Genomic DNA, 20,630 nt, shown 5'->3' on the forward strand with positions numbered 1-20,630 from the left:
ACAAATAATATTGCACCCAATAGTGTGAGCCTGTTCAAGACGAAAAACGCCCAATAATGCTATTTATTCTGCATGGTTTTCTCTAACGTGGATCTGCGTCATCATGAATCATTTAGAACTGCAGGCACTGCGTCAGCTTTTTTTCATGACGGTCGAAGAGTGTGCGACCTATATTTCACCTGACAACAATTTAGCTACATGGCAGCAATGGGAGCGTGGTGAAAGTGAAATACCGGCCGCTATTATTGATACATTCACAAAAATGATTAAAAAAAGAAAAAACCACATCAACGCCATCATCGACAAGATCAACAATCGCATTGGTAATAACACCATGCGCTTCTTCCCTGATTATGCGTCCTTTCTGGCTGTCTACGCCCAAGGTGATTATCTGGAATGGAAAATTTATCAGTCGGTCGCCGCACAACTTTATGCTTATGATCTCGAGCGGCTATGTTAACCCTGACTAATAGGACACATCGCGCTCATTAATCTGGATGGGATTTAATAAGGACGGCTTATCAACACCGCCTGCCCATAGTTTTGACTGACTATCACTCCTGACCGCAGGTTAACGCCTGTAACAATCTCGTGCCCAACCGTTTTTCCCGGCACGAATTATTTATTATTGAACGCGTTTCTGAGCAACAACCTATGAAAAACAAGTATGTACCAACGGCCTTGGGGCTGTATCTGAATTATCTGGTGCACGGTATGGGGGTGATATTAATCAGCTTGAATATGCCTTATCTGGCAGAACAATGGCACACCGATGCCGCAGGCATCTCGATCGTCATCTCTTCTTTGGGCATTGGCAGGCTCAGTGTGTTATTAATCACCGGCATGTTATCCGATCGATTTGGCCGCAGACCCTTTATTTTTCTGGGAATAGTGTGCTATCTGGGCTTCTTTTTCGGCATTCTGCTTAGCCCCACCATTATTATCGCTTATGTATTTGGTTTTTTAGCCGGCGTCGCCAACAGTTTTCTCGACTCGGGCACCTATCCCACGCTAATGGAAGCGTTCCCCAAGTCGCCAGGCACCGCCAATATCTTGATCAAAGCCTTTGTCTCCGGTGGCCAGTTTATGTTGCCGATGGTAATCAGCTTGCTGGTCTGGGCTGAGGTCTGGTTTGGCTGGTCGTTCCTGTTCGCTGCTGGCATTATGCTGCTCAATGGCCTGTTCCTGCTGCGCTGCCCATTTCCCGCACACCCAGGGCGACGAGTGGCTACCGAGCCCGATGTGGATACAGATGACAACCCTCGCTGTTCCATCGTTGATCTCATCAGCTATACCCTATATGGCTATATCGCCATGGCCACCTTTTACCTGATCAGCCAGTGGCTGGCACAGTATGGCCAGTTTGTGGCGGGTATGAGCTATACGATGTCGATCAAGCTGCTGAGCATCTACACCATCGGCTCACTGATGTGCGTGTTCATCACCGCCGGGCTGGTAAAGAAAAGGTTTAAATCAACTACCTTTCTGATGCTGTATACCTTTATCTCCTTCATTACCTTACTCACCGTTTGCCTGTATCCCAACATGTACGTCGTGATGGTTTTCGCCTTTGTTATCGGCTTCTCTGCCGCAGGCGGGGTCATGCAGTTAGGGCTGACGCTGATGGCGACCCGCCTTCCCCACGCGAAAGGCAAAGCCACCGGCATCTATTACAGCGCCGGCAGCCTGGCAACGTTCACCATTCCACTGATTACCGCCAAGATTTCCGAAACCAGTATCGCCAACATTATGTGGTTCGATACCGCTATCGCAGCCTGCGGCTTTCTGCTGGCGCTGTTTATTGGTTACCGTAGCCATAAAGAGGCCAATCGTCCCTTCAAGATGGCCCAAGTTATCAACTGATCCCACACTTTTACCTCCTCCTGAACACGCAGATAAACGGGCGCAGCATGCAGCGCCCCTACGTTATGAGCCAGTTGGAAAATGTGGCTTTATTCCTCCGTCCGGCACCACATACAATATTATTATGACCGCATGCAATATCAGACAGTATTCCGTCAGCAGCTGATCTCCAGACAAAGTAAATAGCTTGTTAATAACCATTCGCCTTCACCTCGCCCAAAAAGTAAACACCGTGCAGCAGCCTTCCATACCTGATTTAACCAGCGAAATATCGGCACAATTCGGCAACACCATCAAGCGCCACCTCAGCATCTTTCCCTGCAATAAAGTTGAAAACTAAAACGGTATATTACGTATTTATCACCTACTGCATTACCTATACTCAGCACACGTCAGGTTACCGGTGTATTGGCGGTTATCCATGACCCAAGTTATTTACCACAGTGTGACTTATCGGGATGTTTTCACCCATTACTTTCCCGCAATGATTAATTAAAAAGAAAGGCCACCAGAACAACAGGTCCCCTGGATCAAAAAACGTAAAAAATTAGCGACAAGCGGAGAACAGCATGAGCCAGAGCAAGGCCTTCAAAGCGCCATTTTTATTAGCGGTCATCAGTATCTATTTGAGTTATTTTCTCCACGGCGCCAGCGTCATTACGCTGGCACAAAACATGACGCCACTGGCCGAGAAATTCGGCACCGACAACGCGGGCATTGCCTACCTGATATCTGGCATTGGGTTAGGCCGGCTAGTCAGCATTCTGTTCTTCGGCGTGATATCGGATAAGTTTGGCCGCCGCGCCGCCATTTTGATCGGCGTCGCGCTGTATATTCTGTTCTTCTTTGGCATCCCGGCCAGCCCTAATCTGATCGTCGCCTTTGGCCTGGCGGTGTGTGTTGGCGTTGCCAATGCGGCGCTTGATACCGGCGGCTATCCTGCCCTGATGGAGAGCTATCCCAAGACGTCCGGCTCGGCGGTGATCCTGGTGAAAGCCATGGTCTCTTTCGGCCAGATGTTCTATCCGATGCTGGTCAGCTACCTGCTGGTCAGCCACATCTGGTACGGCTACGCGATGGTTATCCCAGGGATCCTGTTCGTCCTGATCACCTTGCTGCTGCTTAAAAGCAAATTCCCCAGCCAGCTGGTTGATGCCTCCGTGGCTAAAGAATTGCCGCAGATGAACAGTAAGCCGCTAGCCTGGTTGGAGGGCGTCTCCTCCGTTATCTTCGGCGTAGCCGCATTCTCTACCTTCTACGTGATCGTGGTCTGGATGCCGAAATACGCAATGGCATTTGCCGGTATGGCGGAGGCCGACGCGCTGAAAACCATCTCCTGGTATAGCCTTGGCTCGCTGATGTGCGTGTTTATCTTCGCCCTGCTGTTAAAGAGCACCGTGCGCCCGGTATGGGCCAACGTGTTTAACGCCGGTGTCTCGGTGATCGCGGCAACCATTATCTATCTGTATCCCTCACCGCTGGTTTGTAACCTTGGTGCCTTTGCGATTGGTTTCTCCGCCGCCGGGGGAATATTGCAGCTTGGCGTCTCTGTCATGTCCGAGTTCTTTCCGAAAAGCAAAGCCAAGGTCACCAGCGTTTATATGATGATGGGCGGGTTAGCCAACTTCTTGATCCCATTAATCACCGGTTACCTCTCCAACATTGGTTTGCAATACATCATCCTGCTGGATATTGCCTTTGCCCTGCTGGCCTTTGTTACCGCCATCATCGTCTTCATTCGCTATTACAAAGTATTCAAAGTCCCGCAAAGTGACCTGCGATTGGGCGAGCGCTTTTTCCAATAACCCAAAACAGCGATTACGCAGGTTTGCGCCCCACACGAACATGGTTAGACAAGGAGTTTAGAATGGATGTAACCGCAAAATATGAGCTTATCGGGCTGATGGCCTATCCGATCAGACACAGCTTATCGCCAGAGATGCAAAATAAAGCGTTGGATAAAGTCGGGCTACCTTTTACCTATATGGCTTTCGAAGTCGATACCACCACCTTCGCCAGCGCGATTGAAGGGCTGAAGGCGTTAAAAATGCGCGGCACCGGCGTCTCGATGCCTAACAAGCAGTTTGCCTGCCAGTATGTCGATGAGTTGACGCCAGCGGCCAAACTGGTTGGCGCTATCAACACCATCGTCAACGACGACGGCTATCTGCGCGGCTATAACACCGACGGTACCGGGCATATTCGGGCCATCAAGGAAACCGGTTTTGATATCAAGGGCAAAACCATGGTGCTGGTCGGTGCGGGTGGCGCTTCTACCGCTATCGGCGCACAGGCCGCCGTTGAAGGCATCAAAGAGATCAAGCTGTTTAATCGTAAGGACGAGTTCTTTGAACAGGCGCTCGACTTTGCCAAACGGGTCAACGACAACACCGACTGCAAGGTAACCGTGACCGATCTGGCAGACCAGCAAGCGTTTGCCAGTGCTATCGCCAGCGCGGATATCCTGACTAACGGCACCAAAGTCGGGATGAAGCCGCTGGAAAACGAGAGCATCGTTAGCGACATCGCCATGCTGCGCCCGCAACTGCTGGTGACGGAGTGCGTGTATAACCCGCACATGACCAAGTTGCTGCAAATGGCCCAACAGGCAGGTTGCAAAACGGTGGACGGTTACGGCATGTTGTTATGGCAAGGCGCCGAACAGTTCAAACTGTGGACTGGCAAAGATTTCCCACTGGAATACGTTAAGCAGGTGATGGGATTTGAGGCGTAGCATTCCCGTAGCGCGTGGTGATGGGCTTAAATCACCACCTTATTGATTGCGGCAAAAGAGCATGCAAAAGGTAAAAATGAAAACCATAACCGTAAAAAACATTGTGTTCGGCGAAGGCGCGCCAAAAATCATTGTCTCGCTGATGGGCAAAGATATCCCTGCCGTGGTGGCTGAGGCGCAGGATTATCGTCACGCTGATTTCGATATTCTGGAGTGGCGCGTCGATCATTTTGCGGATGTCGCCACGCTCAGCAACGTGCTAGCCGCCGCCCGTCAGATCAAAGAGATCATTGCCGACAAGCCGCTGCTGTTTACCTTCCGCAGCGCGCAGGAAGGTGGTGAGCAGGCGTTGCCCCCACAGGCCTATATCGCGCTCAATCTGGCGGCGGTGGACAGCGGCCTGGTCGATATGATCGATCTGGAGCTGTTTACCGGCGACGAACTGCTCAAAGAGGCCGTGGCCCATGCCCACGCCAAGAACGTCTTGGTCATCATGTCGAATCATGATTTCCATAAAACGCCGCCGCAGGAGGAAATCGTCAAGCGCCTGTGCAAAATGCAGGAATTGGGAGCCGATATTCCGAAAATCGCCCTGATGCCGCAAAACAAAAGTGACGTATTGACGCTGCTGGCCGCGACGCTGGAAATGCACGAAAAGCATGCCAACGGGCCGATAATCACCATGTCGATGGCCAAAACCGGCATTGTATCCCGGTTAGCGGGCGAAACCTTTGGCTCTGCGGCCACCTTTGGCGCCGTCAAGAAAGCCTCCGCGCCGGGGCAAATCTCCGTCACGGATTTACGCACCATATTAACGATACTGCATTAATTCAGTGGCGTACTGATATTACTGTCGGCGGGAATAATCGTCTTTCCGCCGAATAAAACAAGTCACTAAAAAGAGCAATCAATTTTTCATGCAGCTTAATTGCGGCATCCGCGCGCCTGCGTGCGAGTTTGGTTGCCCCGCAAAATAAAATAAATGCATCGGTCATTAACAGGAGTAATTATGGAACTGGTAAAACCGAAAAGAATCAATGGCAGAGTCCCGGTATTATCGGCACAAGAGGCGGTAAATTATATTCCTGACGAAGCCACCTTATGCGTATTAGGGGCCGGTGGCGGTATTCTGGAGGCCACCACCTTAATTACCGCGCTGGCAGAGAAATATCAAACCTCGCAAACCCCGCGTGACCTGTCATTAATCAGCCCGACAGGGTTAGGCGACCGCGCCGATCGCGGTATCAGCCCACTGGCACAGGTTGGGCTGGTGAAATGGGCACTGTGCGGGCATTGGGGACAATCCCCACGCATCTCCGATCTGGCCGAGCAGAACAAGATTGCGGCCTACAACTATCCCCAAGGCGTGTTGACCCAGACCCTACGGGCCGCAGCGGCACACCAACCGGGGATTTTAAGCGAGATCGGGATTGGTACCTTCGTCGACCCGCGCCAGCAAGGCGGCAAACTCAATGAGGTGACCAAAGAAGATCTCATCAAGCTGGTCGAGATCGATAACCAGGAATATCTCTACTACAAGGCTATTGCGCCCAACGTCGCCTTTATTCGCGCCACCACCTGCGACAGCGAAGGCTATGCCTCGTTCGAAGATGAGGTGATGTATCTGGACGCGCTGGTGATTGCCCAGGCGGTGCATAACAACGGCGGCATCGTGATGATGCAGGTGCAAAAAATGGTCAAGAAGGCGACGCTGCACCCTAAATCGGTGCGCATCCCTGGCTATCTGGTTGATATCGTAGTGGTCGATCCACAGCAGACGCAGCTGTATGGCGGCGCCCCGGTAAACCGCTTTATTTCCGGCGATTTCGTGCTCGATGACAGCACCCAAATCGCCCTGCCCCTTAACCAGCGCAAACTGGTGGCGCGACGTGCACTCTTTGAGATGCGTAAAGGAGCGGTGGGCAACGTTGGGGTGGGCATTGCCGATGGCATTGGGCTAGTCGCCCGCGAAGAGGGATGTGCCGATGATTTCGTGCTGACGGTCGAGACCGGCCCCATTGGCGGTATTACCTCGCAGGGCGTGGCCTTCGGCGCGAACGTCAACACCCGTGCCGTCCTGGATATGACCTCCCAGTTCGATTTCTACCACGGCGGTGGGCTGGATGTCTGTTACCTGAGCTTTGCCGAGGTGGATCAACAGGGCAACGTTGGCGTGCATAAATTCAACGGCAAAATCATGGGCACCGGTGGCTTTATCGATATCAGCGCGACGTCGAAAAAGATTGTGTTCTGCGGCACCCTCACCGCCGGCAGTTTAAAAACCGACATCACCGACGGCAAGCTGAATATTGTGCAGGAAGGGCGCGTCAACAAATTCATCAAGCAATTACCAGAGATCACCTTTAGCGGCAAAATCGCGCTCGAACGGGGATTAGACGTGCGCTTCATCACCGAACGCGCCGTCTTTACGCTCAAAGCCGATGGTCTGCACCTGGTTGAAATTGCCCCCGGCGTCGATCTGGAAAAAGACATTCTGGCAAAAATGGATTTCGCCCCGGTTATTTCCCCGCAGTTAAAACTGATGGACGAAAGACTGTTTATCGACGGCGTCATGGGTTTCACTTTACCTGAAGCGGTATATTAAAAGGAGTAAGGCTATGGACTTTTCTTTAACTGAAGAGCAGGAACTGCTGCTTGCCAGTATTCGGGAACTGATCGGCAATAACTTTTCGGAAGAGTATTTCCGCACCTGCGATCAGACCTCAACCTACCCTACCGAGTTTATGCGCGCGCTCGCCGATAGCGGTATTTCCCTGTTAGGTGTGCCAGAAGAATTCGGCGGTATTCCGGCGGACTATGTCACCCAGATGCTGGCGCTGATGGAAGTCTCCAAATGTGGCGCACCGGCGTTCCTGATCACCAACGGCCAGTGTATTCACAGCATGCGCCGTTTTGGCTCAGCCGAACAGCTACGCAAGACAGCAGAAAGCACGCTGGCCACTGGCGATCCGGCCTATGCGCTGGCCCTGACCGAACCGGGCGCAGGTTCGGACAATAGCGCCGCGACCACTACCTACACCCGTAAAAACGGCAAGGTATATCTGAACGGGCAAAAAACCTTTATCACCGGTGCCAAAGAATACCCGTATATGCTGGTTCTGGCGCGCGACCCCGAGCCCAAAGATCCGAAAAAGGCCTTCACCCTGTGGTGGATGGAATCCAACAAGCCGGGCATTAAGGTCAATCCGCTGCACAAGATCGGCTGGCATATGCTGAGCACCTGCGAAGTTTACCTCGATAACGTTGAGGTGGATGAGAGCGATAGGGTGGGTGAAGAAGGCATGGGCTTCCTCAATGTGATGTACAACTTTGAAATGGAGCGCCTGATCAACGCCGCACGCAGCGCCGGTTTCGCCGAGTGCGCGTTTGAAGATGCCGCCCGTTACGCCAACCAGCGTATCGCCTTCGGCAAGCCGATCGGCCATAACCAGATGATCCAGGAAAAGCTGGCGCTGATGGCGATCAAGGTCGACAACATGCGCAATATGGTGATGAAAGTGGCCTGGCAGGCGGATCAGAAACAGTCACTGCGCACCAGCGCCGCGCTGTGTAAGCTCCACTGCGCCCGTACGGCGATGGAAGTAATTGATGACGCCATCCAGATCATGGGCGGGCTGGGCTATACGGATGAGGCTCGGGTTTCCCGCTTCTGGCGTGACGTACGCTGCGAAAGGATTGGCGGTGGCACCGATGAAATCATGATTTATATTGCTGGCCGCCAGATCCTCAAAGACTACCAGAGCAAATAAGGCACTAAAACGCCAGGAGGTAGCCAAGAAGCCAACCTCCTGGCGCATTATCAATAAGCCACCAGCAGATTCAACCCGGTAAACATGCCTGTTCCACCAAGTTATTATTGAACTGCTTACGATAATCACTTGGGGAACAACCGACATGACGCATAAATAATTTGGCAAAATGGTCGACGTTTTCGTACCCAACCCGCCAGGCGATCTCATTGAGGCTATTATCGGTATTGGTCAGTGTAAACTTGGCCTCGGTGATCCGGCGTTGAATAACGTAATTAATCGGTGATATATGATATTCACGAGCAAACTCATGGCAAATATAGCTGACACTGGCGCGGAATTTTTTAGCTAGCTGTTCGAGCGTGATCTTCTCACGATAGTTATTATTCAAATAAACCAGTACATCCTTCACCAGCACATCTTTTTTAATGTACCCCAACTCTGAACGGTAAGCGTTTTTAAAGTTTTCATAAAACAGCGCGGTGAGGGCATAACCATAAGCATCATAAATCGATGAGGTTAACTCGTTTTTCTGCTGGGGCAATCTCACGCCGAGTTCATGAAGGATCGCTTTTATCACCTCCCCCCCTTGCCCAACGGAAACTACCGGGCAGGAGTGAGGCTGTAAAATCTGATTCTCTTCCCAGCACTGAAACTTGAAGCCATGGACGGCACAGGTATAGGTGGTAGCCGGAGAGGTGCAGTCTGATGCTACCGCATGGAGTCGGCCAGGCTCAATAACCACGATATCACCAGCGTGTGCCACGTAGTAAGAGGAATCGATGACCAGCCTGGCCACCCCCTGCTTAACGTAAATCAGCTCGCTCTCATCATTATGCACATGATGCCCAGACTCCCAGTTGGGATCGTCACTGATGACGAACCGCGAGAGTTTTGGCGTCATCCCCTGCGCAAAAAGGGCTTCTTTTTTATTATCGAAACAGCGCTGAAACATGGCAACCTCCACACAAAAACGTTGGCTTTGGCAAAATGATCAGTGGCTAAAATAGAGCGACAGAAAACAATATACAATATGAGCCCAGACGACTAAAACAAGATAGTTTGCCCCACGTGCAAGATGGCACGAAAATAAAATCACCACGATCGCGCCGCCGGCTTACCTTACTCATTGGCAAACCATTTTCCCGCACAACAATCCATCCGTTATTAGCCGTTTTTTTGCAAGATTGTTAGCAACAAAAACAGATTATCCAGTCGTAAATCCCCCTGCGCACTCGCAATATATTGTCATGCTTTTTGTCCTTTCCGCTGATAGAACGCTCTCTGCCGCCAGCGAGCGACCCACAGGAGATACCATGAAAATAATAACCTGCTTTAAGCTGGTCCCCGAAGAGCAAGATATTGTGGTTACCGCACAACGTACGCTCGATTTCGATCACGCCGAAGCCAAAATCAGCCAGTTCGATTTAAATGCGATCGAGGCCGCCACCCAGCTGGCAACAGAGAACGATCACATTACCGCACTCTGCGTGGGCGGCTCGCTGCTGCAAAACTCCAAGGTGCGTAAGGACGTGCTGTCGCGCGGCCCTCATGAGCTTTATCTGGTGCAGGATGCGCAACTGGAAAACGCGCTGCCGATGGATACCGCACACGCGCTGGCTGCCGCCGCAGACAAAATCGGCTTTGATCTGATGCTGTTTGGTGAAGGTTCCGGGGATTTATATGCCCAGCAGGTGGGCCTGTTGGTTGGGGAAATCTTGCAGCTCCCTACCGTTAATGCCGTCAGCCAGATCCAATTTGCCGGTGATCGTGTACTGGTTGAGCGCACGCTCGAAGAAGAGGTCGAGGTGCTTGAACTACCACTTCCAGCAGTTATCTGCGTGACCTCAGATATTAACGTTCCCCGCATTCCAACGATGAAGGCGATCCTCGGCGCCGGCAAAAAGCCGGTCAATCAGTGGCAAGCCAATGACATTGCCTGGAGCCAGACGCCGCCTTTGGCCGAGCTGGTCGAGATCACCGTACCGCCGCAGAAACAGCGCCAACGCATCATTCTGGAAAACGACTCGCCGGAAGCCATTGCCGAGCTGGCGGACCATCTGAAAAAAGCGCTGAACTAACCCACGACTGGAGAAAATCATCATGAGTAAACTGACAAACGTATGGGTGTTCAGCGACAACGTTGAGCGCTACGGCGAACTGATGGCAGGCGCACGCCAGTGGGGCGAGCATGTTTATGCCATCGTGCAGGACAGCGAACAGGTTGCCAGGCTCAAGTCTCTGGGTGCAGACGGCATCTACGTGCTGGAGAAAACCTCCGCACTGCAGCGCATTGAAAATTATGCTGAAACCCTGGCGGACATCTTGAAAGAGGTCAACGGCGAACAGACTCCGGCCCTGGTGCTGATGGCAGCCACCAAACGCGGTAAAGCACTCACCGCCCGCCTGAGTGTGTTACTGAACGCAGCGGTAGTGAACGATGTGACCGCCGTGCACGTCGACGGGGCTGATTTCATCGCCGAACACCGTATGTACGGCGGATTGGCCTTCGGTAAGGAAAAAATCAATACCACCACTGCCATCATCACCCTGGCTCCCGGCGTGATGGAGCCTGCCGCCGCCGACCCGGCTCATGACTGCCTGGTCACTCAACTCAGCTATGTTACCCCCCGCCAGGAAATCCTCTGCAAGGAGCGCCGTGCCAAAGCGCTGAGCAGCGTCGATCTCAGCAAGGCCAAACGCGTGGTTGGTGTCGGACGTGGGCTGGCAGCACAGGACGACCTGAAAATGGTCCATGAGCTGGCAGCCTTGTTGGGCGCGGAAGTTGGCTGCTCTCGTCCTATCGCCGAGGGCGAAAACTGGATGGAGCGCGAGCGCTATATCGGGGTATCTGGCGTGCAGCTGAAATCCGATCTCTACCTGATGTTGGGCATTTCCGGACAGATCCAGCATATGGTCGGCGGCAACGGTGCCAAGATCATTGTCGCGGTGAATAAGGACAAAAACGCCCCGATCTTCAACTATGCCGATTACGGCCTGGTAGGCGACATTTACAAAGTGGTCCCTGCCCTGATCGACCAATTAGGTCGTTAACCCTTTGATTCACCGTATGCATCTCGCCGCACACCCACGGCGAGATAGGGAGCATAAGCATGTCGGACGATAAATTTGATGCCATCGTGGTCGGTGCTGGCGTCGCTGGTGCCGTAGCCAGCTACGTGATGGCGCAGGCCGGGTTGGATGTGCTGGTCATCGAACGTGGCAACAGCGCTGGCAGTAAGAATATGACCGGGGGCCGCCTGTATGCCCATAGCCTGGAACGCATCATGCCTGGGTTCGCACAGGAGGCGCCAGTAGAGCGCAAGGTCACCCGCGAGAAGATCTCATTCATGACGGAGGAAAGCGCCGTCACGCTCGATTTTCACAGCGAGAAACCGGATATTGCCGCCCAGGCGTCTTATACCGTGCTGCGCAACCGGTTCGATCCCTGGTTGATGGAAAAAGCCGAACAGGCGGGAGCACAGTTTATCTCGGGCGTCCGCGTCGACGCGCTGATACGGGAAGGTAATCAGGTCACCGGCGTGCAGGCGGGCGACGATATCCTGAAGGCTGACATAGTGATCCTGGCTGACGGCGTGAATTCCATGCTCGGCCGCTCGATTAACCTGTTGCCCCCTTCTTCGCCACATCACTATGCCGTAGGCGTCAAAGAGCTTATCGGTTTATCCCCCTCGGTGATCGAAGATCGCTTTAACCTCTCTGGCAATGACGGGGCCGCCTGGCTGTTTGCCGGTTCCCCGTCCAACGGCCTGATGGGGGGAGGATTTCTCTATACCAACCGGGACTCCCTCTCTCTAGGGCTGGTATGCGGCCTGGGAGAGATTGGCCACGCGGGGAAAAGCGTGCCCCAGATGCTGGAGGACTTTAAGCAGCACCCATCCATTCGCCCGCTGATCCAGGGGGGAAAGCTGCTGGAGTACGGTGCTCACCTGGTTCCGGAAGGTGGCAAGGCGATGATACCCACGCTGGCTGACGGCGGCGTAATGATCGTCGGCGATGCGGCAGGATTCTGCCTGAACCTGGGCTTTACCATACGCGGCATGGATCTGGCCATTGCATCGGCCCAGGCGGCTGCCAATACGGCCATTGCGGCAAAGCAGCGGCAGAACTTTTCCGCCAGTAGCCTAGGAGAGTATAAGCACGCTCTGGAGCAAAACTGCGTGATGCATGAGGTGCACCACTTCCGCAAAATCCCTGCGCTGATGGAAAACCCGCGCCTGTTTACGCAGTACCCGCGCATGGTCGCGGACATCATGGGGGATATGTTCACTATCGATGGCAGCCCTACCCAGCCCGTGCGTAAGGCTCTGATGAAAAGGGTGAAACAGATTGGGCTGATGAATTTATTGAAAGACGGCATCAAGGGGGCGACAGCGCTATGAGCAGCGAAAATCCGGTCAACGTAGACGTCAAACTGGGCATCAACAAGTTCCATGTTAATGAAGGCCATCCACACATCATTCTGATAGATAACCCCAACATGGAGGAGTTCCGTAAGCTGATGCTGGCCTGCCCTGCCGGGCTGTATAAGCAAGACAGCACAGGCAATATCCATTTCGATTCTGCCGGTTGTCTGGAATGCGGAACCTGCCGCGTGCTGTGCAGCGACACCATTCTTGAGCAGTGGGAATATCCTTTGGGGACGTTTGGCGTCGAGTTTCGCTACGGCTGAGGGGCAATGTTTTACCGGACCAGAACAGTTCCCCCCAGAAATAATGAATAGAGATAAACCAATGAGTGTCACGATAAAACTCAATCTTGAGCGCCGGGCCAAATACCGGCAACAAGGTTTTTGGGGCGATGCCTCGCTTGCCGATTACTGGCATCAAACCCAGCAGGCCATGCCGGAAAAGATTGCCGTGATCGACAATCGAGGAACTTCCTATACCTATGCCGCCCTCGACCGCGCGGCAAGTAGCTTGGCAACATGGCTGATCTCCTGCGGTATTCAACCGGGTGACCGCGTCGCCTTTCAGCTTCCCGGCTGGTGTGAGTTTACCGTGATCTACCTGGCCTGCCTGAAAACGGGGGCGGTTTCCGTTCCCCTGCTTCCCTCCTGGCGAGAGGCCGAGCTGGTCTGGGTGCTGAACAAATGCCAGGCCAAGGTGCTGTTCGCGCCAACCTCGTTCAGAAATACCCGGCCAATTGAGCTCATCTTGCCGCTATGCGATCAAATACCTGGCCTGCTTGAGGTGGTGGCCGTTGATAAGCTTTCCCCCGCAACAACCGTCCCCGCACTTAGCCAGTTGCTACGGGATGTTCCACCACTGATTACACCGGTCAGCGTGCATGGCGATGAGCTGGCCGCCGTGCTGTTCACCTCCGGTACCGAAGGCAAACCCAAAGGCGTGATGCTGACGCACAATAATATTCTGGCCAGCGAGCGTGCCTACTGCGCGCGGCTTAATCTCACCTGGCTGGATACCTTCCTGATGCCCGCACCGCTGGGGCATGCGACCGGTTTCTTGCACGGCGTGACGGCCCCCTTTCTGATTGGCGCACGCAGCGTTCTGCTGGATATCTTTAATCCGCTCGATTGCCTTGCCCTGCTGCAACAAGAGCGCTGTACTTGCGTGCTCGGAGCAACGCCTTTTGTCTATGACCTGTTATGCACCCTGCAACAACAGCCGCACGACATCTCATCGTTACGCTTCTTCCTGTGCGGCGGCACCACCATCCCGAAAAAAATTGCCCAGGATTGCCTGCAAATGGGCATTAAACTACTCAGCGTCTACGGCTCGACGGAAAGTTCGCCACACGCGGTGGTCAACCTGGACGATCCCCTTTCCCGCGTGATCAACACCGACGGTTTTGCCGCACCTGGGATAGAAATCAAAGTGGTGGATAAAGAGCGTAACCCACTCTCCAACGGTGAAGAAGGTGAAGAAGCCTCGCGTGGCCCCAACGTATTTATGGGATATCTGGATGAGCCGGAGCTGACTGCCCGAGCGCTGGATGAGGATGGTTGGTACTACAGCGGCGACCTGTGCCGCATGGATGCCGACAGCTACATTAAAATTACCGGCCGCAAGAAGGATATTATCGTGCGTGGCGGGGAAAATATCAGCAGCCGCGAAGTGGAGGATATCCTGATGCAACATCCACGTATCCATGATGCCGCGATTGTCGCCATGCCGGATGAACGATTAGGGGAAAGATCCTGCGCCTACGTCGTGCTGAAGGCCGCTTACGGCTCACTCACCCTGGAGGAGGTCATCGCGTTCTTTGGCCGCAAGCGGGTCGCCAAATACAAATACCCTGAACACCTGGTGGTGGTGGACAACCTGCCGCGTAACGCCTCAGGCAAGATACAAAAATTCCTGCTACGTCAGGATATTATCCAGCGTCTTGGCAAAGAGGTTAAACAGGCAGCCATGGGAAGAAGAGACGATGTTCGCATTACGGAACAAGCAAAATGAAAGGCTCTGGCAACAGGGCTCGAACCTGTGTCCAGTCGGATGGAGAGCCGACTGCTCTACCACTGAGCTATACCAGAGTTAGGGCTATTATCTACGAGCCGTCAGCCCGGTCAAGCGGGCTAACCGCCTTTACCGGAAAAATAGCCCGCCTTGCGCAGTATCAGGGCGATCTCCGGCTTATCCACCACCACGCCATGAACCAGCTCCGGCGTTGGCACAAAAGGCACTGCCTGCCGATTGCGGCGTGGGCCGATCCACCCCTTGTTATAAGGATCGACGCCAAACTGCGCGCAGACCCGCTGCACATCGGCTTTGGTACAACTGCTGGCACCAGAAAACACTTCCCAAGGCAACGGCAGATGCGCCCATACCTGAGTATCCGGCTCCAACCCACCGCCAGTCTGATAGTGCCAGGCGGCGACGTCCCCAGCCATAAGGCGTAGCACTTTACCTAGGCACATCTGTTCGACCATCTCCTCCATGCCTAATACGACAGCCAGCGCAAGCCAACCTTGCCTGGCGCTGTTCCAGGCTCCAGCCAGGGCATTCCAGGTAGAGGAGTCATCGCCACGCTTTACTATCATGGTCTGGCGATTGAAGGTATTGCGTTGCCAGATCAATTGCAGCAATCCGGCCAGCTCGTTGAGCTGTGCCAGATAGAGAGTGAACAAGCTCAGCTTTTGCCGATCGTCGAGGTGCTTTACGATGTCACGTTCCGGCATGATATGGGCAATGGCGTACCAGCCCGCCGATGTCGGCGCCTGTTGTACCCGCGCCAGCAGCATCTCGCCAATCTGGTCAAAAGCACGATCCTGAGCCTGGTTGGTAAACACGCTGCGGCGGTTCATGCGGGCGGAAAGCCAGGCAATAAAGCAGGCAACGTTCGGCGTGGAAGCAAAATCCTCATAGCGGATCATCATTGCCAGCCCCGATTTGGCCATCCGGGTCGCCTGGTATTTTTGCGTTTCCAGTTGGTAGGTCGCCAGCTTGCTCTCAAAGCGCTGCAGAAAACGGAACAGCTTGTTATAGCGCCGTTTGGAGATATCCATGCCCGCCTGTCGCCGCTGCGCACGGCTGAAACGGTCGACGATAAAATTATTACTGCCTGGAGCTTTCTGGATCTCCACCGACAGTTGCTCAATCAGTTGGCGAACCTGTTGAATATCGCTGCAATCAACGCTGTCCAACACCGGGGCACCAGCAAATAACTCTCCTGCCTTCGCCACCTGTTTCTCTGGAGCGACCGGTTGACGAAATTCCTGCATCATCGAGGTCATCTGTACCAGGCCGGACTTCAGTGACCCAGTCGCTGCCTGCCGTAGCTGAGCCGTTTCCACTGGAGTCAGGGAATCTCCCAACTGCGTGAGGATCAGTTCAGCCACGTCTTCCGGGCGTAAGCGTTTTTGCAGGGAGGAGAACAGCTGAGCAAGGTTATCCATCAGGCTTAATCCGTTAAAAAGTTAAAATCTTGTGAGGTCAGGTGACGCTGGCTTCAGCCTGAGCATCTTCCAGATGACATATTGTTGACTATTTTGATAGAGGTCAATTGATCAACCCGTTTAGTCGTGAAATGTCCCATGCGAACAAGTTAAACTCAGCGAACCTGGCCGCTTTGTTATTCCTACCGCGTTCACCGTGGAGCACAAAATTGTTTAAATACCGGATCAATTGGCTAGCGCTGATCGCTGTCGTCGCCTTGCCCACCGCTGCCAATGCGGCCACACACGTGCAAGTGGGATTTTCGCCAGAGGGCTCGGCGCGGGCGTTGGTGCTGAATATTATCGGCCACGCACATCAGTCCATCCAAATGATCGGTTATTCTTTCCAGGCACCCGATATCACCCAGGCGCTGGTAGCGGCGCACAATCGTGGAGTGGAGGTGCGCGTGGTAGTCGATAAACGCCGGAATCAGGGCAAAGCCAGCCAGGCTGCAATTAACTACGCGGCCACTCACGGCATACAGATGCGCATCGATGGGCATTATCATATTCAGCACGACAAGACGATTATCGTCGATGGCAAGACGGTGGAAACCGGCTCGTTTAACTATGCTCCCTCAGCTGAAACGCAAAATAGCGAAAACGTGGTAGTACTGCGCTATATGCCCGACGTTACCAGGCAGTTCATCGCGCACTGGCAAAGCCGCTGGGATTTGGGCCTGCCTTACAAAGTGAGGCTTGAAGCCACGAAACTGCCATAATAAGTTCATCTGCAAGCGTTGCCACTTCGGGCAAGATACAAAAATTTCTGTTACGTCAGGATACTATTCTGCTCTGCGCCCTGGTGAAGATGTATGCTCTGAACTCACCCACTGATAGTCAAAGCGGGCGCAGCATGCAGCGCCCCTACGGTCGAATATGCGAGACCCTACCATTCAGTTAAGGCTGGCATGCCTGGACCCGATTAACGCGCCCCAAAAACGCCATATTCCACGCTCGCCAGGTAAAAACAGAAGGCCTCTCTGACCATATCGATAAAACGGGGTTTAAGCTCAATGGTCTTGCCATCTTGCCTCAAGTTCAATAAATCTAACCGCTCGGCTGCCTGAAAACATCGCTTGATATGTGAGCGGGATACCGAAAACTCCGTCGATACTTTTAAGTAATTATATTGCACCGTTAACGTTCTTTGCCTGAGACTTTCCATATACAGGTGAAACATCATCATATGCCCCCCATCCTTGGTCAAAAATGCACGGCTATCTGGCACAACGTCATACACAAACATTTCTTTCCCTATGACTTGTATATAATTTTTGAAAAAATCCGCCATGAAATCATCGTGATCAAACCTCTGTGCAAGAGCGAACTCAGGGTAGATCATCGCGTAAGCCAGCAGCAGGGTATCAATCAACTCACGAACCTCATTTACCCCTTTGGCTGTCGGTTGGTAAGTTAATTTGCGTTTATCCTGTTCATCACGCCTGATCGCCAAGCGCCCTCCTACCTGCAAGAAAGAGATGAATGAATCCAAGGCATTAGCACTTAACAATTCATGGTTAATGCAAAGCTTCTTAACCCCTTTAAAAGAAGGGTTTTTAAAGGTGTAATAACCACCTAACATGGACCAAAAAATAATATTCCGATTGGCTTTAAACATCACTTTAAAATAGAGAGGATGTGTCATATAAATTTTATGAATCGCATTATAATAAATCTCCACTGCAGCATCCAAATCCTCACTTAGACCAATCTCACGCCTCCTACCATTGATTATTGAAACGACCACACAACAAACTCCACTCTCAGTTTATTTATCGCTAAAAATACGCAAAAAATCAAAAAACACATAACCTACCGATAATACCAAATAATGTCAATGATTGTAAAAATTATTAAAAATTATAACATAAAAAACAAACTAACAGATTGAATTAAAAGGGTTTAATAAATATTGCCACTATAATTATAACTCCTCTAATTTATAATTAATAATAATTATTACATATACCAAAATTAACAACAAAAATGGACAGTGAGTAATCCAGGATACTGTGTAAGTCTGCCTATCCTCAAGGGAAGATAAGCTAAAAAGGACACCTAGCTAATGATTTACGGTGTTTAAGAGATCTCACACCTGGCAACAAGATAAGGCGCTATGTGTGAGGTCTTTTATATAAGTAACCTCAAGGAAAGGTATAGCCGATTTATACCAAAGACAGCATGTAAATATGGAGATTAAAAATGACTATCAAGAAAACCCTGCTAGCCGCTACCGTATTAGCCTCTTTAGCGCTGAGCGGTACCGTTCTGGCTGAGGTTCCCCCTGGTTCCCAAGGCAATGGCCAGATCCTGTTCAAAGGTTCGGTGTTAAAAGCCCCTTGCGGTTTAGCTCCAGGTATTGATGGCGACAACCAATCGATCAACTTGGGACAGGTTGCCGACTCCCAGTTGACCACTATCGGTTACAGCACCCCTATCGAGTTTAAAATCAAACTTATCGGCTGCACATTTGATCCCAAGGCTGCCGCCGAAACCAAAGTCAACGTCCGCTTCGATGGCATGTCTGTCGGTGGTGCCAATGGTTTCCTGGGGGTCACCGGTGATGCCAAGGGTTTGGCCATCCGTCTGTTAGATGCCGCCAACAAGCAGGTTAAGATTGCGACAAAATCCGAGCCTTATAGCTTGCGCACCGGAGACAACACCCTGCAATTCTCCGCTCAGGTCGTTGCCTTGGATGGGGAAGCGGTTATTGCCGGTCACTATGACGCATTGACCAGCTTCTCTCTGACCTATCTCTAAAACCCCCAAATCCAGTAGTAATTATCACCTAGCAGGTATGGCTTGGCCAAGCCTGCTACTTACCGACGTTCAGAAACTATTATCATGAACAATAAGAAAAATTACTCACCCGCTTCATCCCTATTGTTTTTTATCATTGTTGCACACTCAGCCTATGCAAAAAACAATGATATTGAGTTTGAGACCAGAGCCTTGGACATCCTCGATAAACAGAGTATCAGCTTGAGTAATTTTTCACGTCCTGATTATATTCCAGCGGGAAACTACCTGCTGTCGTTAAAGTTGAATAATAGAACTGTTGGCACCCTCCAGTTCCAGTTAATCGACATCGAGGGGGACAGCAAGGTTTGCTTTACTCCGGAACTGTTGCAGAAATTTGATTTAAAAAGTAGTGCCTTGCAGGGAATAATGGAACACCACGCACCAGGGGATAGCACCTGCATTATCGTTGAGGATTATGCAGGCAGCACGGTGAGAATCGATCGTAAAAAGAGCGAACTGCTGCTGACGATCCCGCAGGCAGCGTTAAAGTATAACGATCCCAACTGGATACCACCGGCGCAATGGGATGAAGGCATTCCCGGCATCCTGCTTGATTATAACGCCAGTGGCAACGTCTATCAGAATAAGCAGGGTTCAAACTACCTGTCATTATCTGGCTACGGGACTGCCGGTGTGAACTACGGTTCCTGGCGCCTGAGAAGTCACCATCAGGCATTTTTATATAAAGGCCGGCAGGGCGAAAAGCAATCGCGCTTCAGCACGCCAACGGCTTACCTGGCGCGTTCACTCAATGATGCCGGTGCTCATTTAACTCTCGGCAGAAACTATCTTTCATCCGATGTTTTCGACGCCATGGACTATACCGGGGTTGCCATTATCAGCGACGATCGCATGCTGCCACCGGCATTGCGTGGCTATGCGCCGGTCATCGAAGGAGTTGCCAACAGCAACGCCAAAATTATCATCACCCGGGGTGATAATAACGTTATCTATGAAAAGTTGGTGCCGCCCGGCAACTTTATCATCAACGATCTCACCGACATGACCTCTGGCGAGTTAAAAATAACCATCCGCGAGGAAAATGGTGAGGAGAGAACGTCAACCATTCAAACCTCCAACGTTCCTTTCCTGACGCGTTCCGGTCATGTCAGATATAAAGTCATGATGGGGCAATCAAATAACAATGGAAGTTTCAATCCGTATCTCGCCACCGGTGAAGCCTCTCTCGGCATCTTTTCAGGAACGTCACTGTTTGGCGGCTTTATCCTTACCGATAAACAGTACTACGCTATCAACGGGGGTATTGGTTACGATATGGGCATACTGGGTGCCCTATCCTTCGACTTGACCCACACAGATGCACAGCTGTCAGACTCCCGCCCGCGGGGCCAAAGCTACCGTTTCAACTACTCGAAAATGTTCGACAGCATTGATAGCCAAATTACCTTTGCGGTAACCGTTCACTAGAGGGGGATTGACGACTCTTTGGTGAGGCTAAAAACGTCAGGATAAGGGTGTTTGGCTAACACCGCCGAGACGATATCACTGACGACCTGAAAAGCGGAAAGTCCTCGCTTTT

Annotated in this window: 18 protein-coding genes and 1 tRNA gene; 15 read left to right on the forward strand and 4 right to left on the reverse strand. The window is 52.0% G+C overall.

Annotated features, from left to right (window positions below):
* The first annotated feature begins 103 nt into the window (after positions 1-103).
* The 7 genes from ACMV5H_RS06600 to ACMV5H_RS06630 all read left to right on the forward strand — a co-directional run bounded on the left by ACMV5H_RS06600 (position 104) and on the right by ACMV5H_RS06630 (position 8,367).
* Complete coding sequence (locus ACMV5H_RS06600; RefSeq protein WP_021805556.1) at positions 104-460, forward strand: YdiL family protein; 357 nt, start codon at positions 104-106, stop codon at positions 458-460.
* A 194-nt stretch (positions 461-654) separates the two neighbouring features.
* Entirely contained in the window at positions 655-1,863 is a 1,209-nt protein-coding gene (locus ACMV5H_RS06605; protein WP_115158581.1) for an MFS transporter, read from the forward strand.
* Positions 1,864-2,432: 569 nt separating this feature from the next.
* Entirely contained in the window at positions 2,433-3,668 is a 1,236-nt protein-coding gene (locus ACMV5H_RS06610) for an MFS transporter (RefSeq protein WP_094983038.1), read from the forward strand.
* Positions 3,669-3,730: 62 nt separating this feature from the next.
* Positions 3,731-4,597 (forward strand): quinate/shikimate dehydrogenase, encoded by an 867-nt coding sequence (ydiB, locus tag ACMV5H_RS06615; protein WP_059199959.1) that lies wholly within the window; start codon positions 3,731-3,733, stop codon positions 4,595-4,597.
* 76 nt (positions 4,598-4,673) lie between these two features.
* Positions 4,674-5,426 carry a type I 3-dehydroquinate dehydratase gene (gene aroD, locus ACMV5H_RS06620; protein ID WP_115158787.1) on the forward strand — a complete coding sequence of 251 codons (753 nt, stop codon included), beginning with the start codon at positions 4,674-4,676 and terminating at the stop codon, positions 5,424-5,426.
* Positions 5,427-5,606: 180 nt separating this feature from the next.
* Positions 5,607-7,202 (forward strand): acyl CoA:acetate/3-ketoacid CoA transferase, encoded by a 1,596-nt coding sequence (locus ACMV5H_RS06625; RefSeq protein WP_209528278.1) that lies wholly within the window; start codon positions 5,607-5,609, stop codon positions 7,200-7,202.
* A 13-nt stretch (positions 7,203-7,215) separates the two neighbouring features.
* A complete protein-coding gene (locus ACMV5H_RS06630; RefSeq protein WP_021805562.1) occupies positions 7,216-8,367 on the forward strand; it encodes an acyl-CoA dehydrogenase in 1,152 nt (383 codons plus the stop codon).
* A 70-nt stretch (positions 8,368-8,437) separates the two neighbouring features.
* Here the strand turns inward: ACMV5H_RS06630 and ACMV5H_RS06635 are convergent, their stop codons facing one another.
* The gene (locus ACMV5H_RS06635; RefSeq protein WP_021805563.1) at positions 8,438-9,322 is read right to left on the reverse strand and encodes an AraC family transcriptional regulator; all 885 of its coding nucleotides are present in this window, start codon (positions 9,320-9,322) and stop codon (positions 8,438-8,440) included.
* Positions 9,323-9,683: 361 nt separating this feature from the next.
* Between ACMV5H_RS06635 and ACMV5H_RS06640 the strand changes: the two genes are divergently transcribed.
* The 5 genes from ACMV5H_RS06640 (at position 9,684) to fadK (ending at position 14,807) form a co-directional block, all read left to right on the forward strand.
* Complete coding sequence (locus ACMV5H_RS06640) at positions 9,684-10,448, forward strand: electron transfer flavoprotein (protein WP_021805564.1); 765 nt, start codon at positions 9,684-9,686, stop codon at positions 10,446-10,448.
* Positions 10,449-10,470: 22 nt separating this feature from the next.
* Complete coding sequence (locus ACMV5H_RS06645) at positions 10,471-11,421, forward strand: electron transfer flavoprotein subunit alpha (protein ID WP_414821618.1); 951 nt, start codon at positions 10,471-10,473, stop codon at positions 11,419-11,421.
* A gap of 59 nt (positions 11,422-11,480) precedes the next feature.
* Entirely contained in the window at positions 11,481-12,770 is a 1,290-nt protein-coding gene (locus ACMV5H_RS06650; protein ID WP_059199954.1) for an FAD-dependent oxidoreductase, read from the forward strand.
* Positions 12,767-13,060, forward strand: a complete 294-nt coding sequence (locus tag ACMV5H_RS06655) for a ferredoxin family protein (RefSeq protein ID WP_414821619.1) — start codon at positions 12,767-12,769, stop codon at positions 13,058-13,060. The genes ACMV5H_RS06650 and ACMV5H_RS06655 overlap by 4 nt, the downstream gene beginning before the upstream one ends.
* A 61-nt stretch (positions 13,061-13,121) precedes the next feature.
* Positions 13,122-14,807, forward strand: coding sequence for a medium-chain fatty-acid--CoA ligase (gene fadK / locus ACMV5H_RS06660; protein WP_414821620.1), 1,686 nt, complete (start codon positions 13,122-13,124; stop codon positions 14,805-14,807).
* A 4-nt stretch (positions 14,808-14,811) separates the two neighbouring features.
* Here the strand turns inward: fadK and ACMV5H_RS06665 are convergent.
* A tRNA-Glu gene (locus ACMV5H_RS06665) sits at positions 14,812-14,884 on the reverse strand.
* A 42-nt stretch (positions 14,885-14,926) separates the two neighbouring features.
* Positions 14,927-16,246: a hypothetical protein gene (locus tag ACMV5H_RS06670; protein ID WP_414821621.1), complete on the reverse strand. Its 1,320-nt coding sequence runs from the start codon at positions 16,244-16,246 to the stop codon at positions 14,927-14,929.
* A 209-nt stretch (positions 16,247-16,455) separates the two neighbouring features.
* On the opposite strand from ACMV5H_RS06670, the gene ACMV5H_RS06675 reads away from it, so the two are divergent.
* Positions 16,456-17,007, forward strand: a complete 552-nt coding sequence (locus ACMV5H_RS06675; protein WP_021805570.1) for a phospholipase D family protein — start codon at positions 16,456-16,458, stop codon at positions 17,005-17,007.
* A 203-nt stretch (positions 17,008-17,210) separates the two neighbouring features.
* Here ACMV5H_RS06675 and ACMV5H_RS06680 read toward each other — a convergent pair whose 3' ends face one another.
* Complete coding sequence (locus tag ACMV5H_RS06680) at positions 17,211-18,035, reverse strand: hypothetical protein (RefSeq protein WP_021805571.1); 825 nt, start codon at positions 18,033-18,035, stop codon at positions 17,211-17,213.
* A 455-nt stretch (positions 18,036-18,490) separates the two neighbouring features.
* Between ACMV5H_RS06680 and ACMV5H_RS06685 the strand changes: the two genes are divergently transcribed.
* Both ACMV5H_RS06685 and ACMV5H_RS06690 read left to right on the forward strand, forming a co-directional pair.
* Entirely contained in the window at positions 18,491-19,048 is a 558-nt protein-coding gene (locus ACMV5H_RS06685; protein WP_115158575.1) for a fimbrial protein, read from the forward strand.
* Positions 19,049-19,132: 84 nt separating this feature from the next.
* On the forward strand, positions 19,133-20,518 hold the full coding sequence (locus tag ACMV5H_RS06690) for a fimbria/pilus outer membrane usher protein (protein ID WP_414821622.1): 1,386 nt from the start codon (positions 19,133-19,135) through the stop codon (positions 20,516-20,518).
* Positions 20,519-20,630: the final 112 nt, after the last annotated feature.

This window comes from Serratia sp. N21D137 (assembly GCF_047530005.1).
GTDB lineage: Bacteria > Pseudomonadota > Gammaproteobacteria > Enterobacterales > Enterobacteriaceae > Chania > Chania fonticola_B.